This is a genomic window from Massilia sp. CT11-108 (assembly GCF_047302915.1).
Taxonomy (GTDB): domain Bacteria; phylum Pseudomonadota; class Gammaproteobacteria; order Burkholderiales; family Burkholderiaceae_D; genus Telluria; species Telluria orientalis.
Map to the genome: position 1 here is coordinate 1 of NZ_JBKYMO010000634.1, position 2738 is coordinate 2738.

Here is a 2738-nt window from a genome sequence, read left to right on the forward strand (position 1 = left end):
CGGCATGTTCCGCGGCCGCCGCGGAACATGCCGCGGTTGCCGTTGCGCAGGCGCTCGTCGCCCGTCACGCCGCCCCACTGGTAGCGCAGGCCGATCTGGACGATGCGGGGCTGGCTCACGTTCAGCGTATGCAGCCGGAGCACCTCGTTCTCGATGTCGCTCTCCATGTTCCCGGTATGGAAAACGTTGTTCACGTTGAGGTTCAGCGACAGGCGCGGCGTGATGCGGTGCATCCACGTGAAATTCGTCATCGTGACGGCGCTGTTGATGCCCTGGCCGTTCAGGGTGGCGCCGTTGCGGTTGACGCTCAGCTGCAGCGATTCCATGCCCACCTGGTACGCGAGCCGCAGCTTGATGTTTTCCCGGTGGTTCGTCTGCTCCACGGCCGTCGTGTCGGTCGTGAAGTTGGAGATGCGCTGGCGCTTCTCGTTGGCCAGCGTCGCCCCGAGGTTGGCGGACAGGCCCGGCACGAACAGCTGGCGCACGTTGAAATTCAGGTCGACGCCAACGGAATCGTTGGCGCCGAAGTTGATGGGCGACGTCACGATCACGTTCGGATCGCTCGCGAGCGCGTAGCTGCGGTTGCCGACCACGGGCGACTCGCGCCGCTTGAACAGGACGAAGCTGCTGTCGACGCCGAAGAAGCGGTCGCGGTACGCCAGCTCGAGCAGGTCGTTATTTACAGGCTGCAGGTGCGGGTTACCCTGGCGTGCGCTGAAGTCGCTCAGGTAGACGAGGTTCGGGTTCAGGTCGCGCTCGTTCGGCCGCGCGATGCGGCGCGCCGCGCGGAACTGCAGCATGCCGTCGGCGCCGATGTCGCGTGTCGCGTAAAAGCTCGGCAGCCAGTTCATGTAGTGATACTTGTCTTGCTCGTCCAGCAGGGGCTGGTGGACGTCGAGTTCCGTGTACTCGCCGCGCAGGCCGCCCTGGATACTGAGGTTCTTGCCCAGCTTAGTGGACAGGATGCCGTAGACGGCCGCGTTGCGGTCGTTCGATTCGAAATCGCTGATGCGGCTCGACACCGGCACGTACTCGCCCGTGGCGGGGTCCTGCCCGAGGTAGTTCGTCGGATTGTTCGTCTTGCTGTCCGCGACCTTCGCGCCGGCCTTCAGGTGCCACGTGTCCCAGACGTTGCGCTCGTAGTCGACGGAGATGTCGAGGATGCGGTTGCGGCGGTCGGTCGAGCGCAGGCTGTTCGCGATGAACGGGGTCGGGCGCAGGCGGTAGTCGTAGAAGACGTCCGAATCGGAATGATTGTTCTGGCCCGTGTAGCGCAGGTCGAACTTCAGGTCTTCGCCCGGCGCGCCGCTCTTGTGGTCGTACGATGCGCCGATGCCAAAGTTCTCGGCCGGCGAGCGGCTCTGCGACCGGCTCGTGAAATCGGCCAGCGGCGAGTCGTCCGCCGCGAACCGCCGGGTCGAGGTCGTGCTGTCGCTCTCGTTGCGGATCTTCGAATAACTGACGGTGGCGCCGGCCTGGTCGCGCTCCCCGACGTTGTACGTGAACGTCGACGCGAGGTTCAGCGATTTCGACCGGCCCTGCCGGTTGCCCACCGAGTCTTGCGAGTCCTTGACGGCGCCGGTGGCCGGGTCGAGATCCTCCCGCTGGGACTCGTTATGGCTGTTGCGCACGTACTCTCTCACACCGATGTTGCCGGAGATCGAGTACGGGCCTTCCGCGTGCTCGCCGTTGAGGAACGCGTTGCCGCGGCCCTCGGTGCCCTTGTTGACGCTCATGTTCGCGCGCGAGCCGGCCTTGCGGTTGCGCTTGAGGACGAGGTTGATGATCGGCCCGCTGCCGCCCTCGTTGCCGAATTCGGCGCCGGGCACGTTGACAACCTCGATGGATTCGATGGCCTCGGCCGGGAACGCATTCAGCGCGTCGCCCCGGTTCTGGCCCTGGAATTGGGCGTCGCGCTTGCCGTTGACCATGATCTGCACGTTCTGGTTGCCGCGCAGCGCCACGTTGCCGTCCTGGTCGACCGTGACCGACGGAACATTGTTCAGGATGTCGGCGGCGGACGCGTTGCTCACGCTGATGTCGTTCTTCAGGTCGTAAACATCGCGGTCGACCTTGTTGGTCGGGCGCGTCGCGACCACCTCCACGGTCGCGACCCCGTCGTCGGACTTCGTGTCCGGTGCGGCCTTGGCGGCGGGCGGCGCCGTTTGTGCGAACGACGCCGGTACGGCGAAACAGGTAACGAGTAAGGCGGGAAGGATTTTCAGCGCGTGCTTGGTCGGAATCATCGAACAGGATCAGTGAGTGGAAACGCCGGAGCATGAATCCGTATTCCTCCGGGTCCCCATAAAAGTTCCAGCTTTTTTTAGCGGCTCGTCGGCGGGTTCAGCAACGCCTTGGAGGGATCCGGGTTCTGCATCTGCTGCTCGAAAAAGCCCCGGGCGTCCTCCAGCCCCGCATTGTATTCGACGTCGCGCATCACGCTGACCTGGTCGATCGTCCATTCGCTGAAGCCGCCGGCACCCGCCACCAGGCGCATTTCCGCCGTGATGTCGGCCAGGCTCAGGCCCCCGTCCAGGCGGCGCTGGAACGCCGCCGCCCACGCGGCCGTGGCCGGGTCGCGGACGTCGTTCTCCAGCGTGCGCAGGATGTGCTCGGCCGTGGGCACGTCGACCCGGTAGCAGGACGCGAGCACCGCCGCGCGCGCCAGCGTGCGCGCATCCCGGCCCGTGCGCCACGCCGTGAAAAAACCCGGGCCCGGGGGTGGGGGGGGGGGGGGG

General features: G+C 65.9%; 2 protein-coding genes. Both read right to left on the bottom strand.

The features are described from left to right. The coding region (locus tag ACEN88_RS28680) for an outer membrane beta-barrel protein (protein ID WP_413345160.1) at positions 1-2246 on the bottom strand (2246 nt) is incomplete at its 3' end. A 77-nt stretch (positions 2247-2323) separates the two neighbouring features. After that, on the bottom strand, positions 2324-2738 hold a 415-nt coding region (locus tag ACEN88_RS28685; protein ID WP_413345162.1), incomplete at its 5' end, for a hypothetical protein.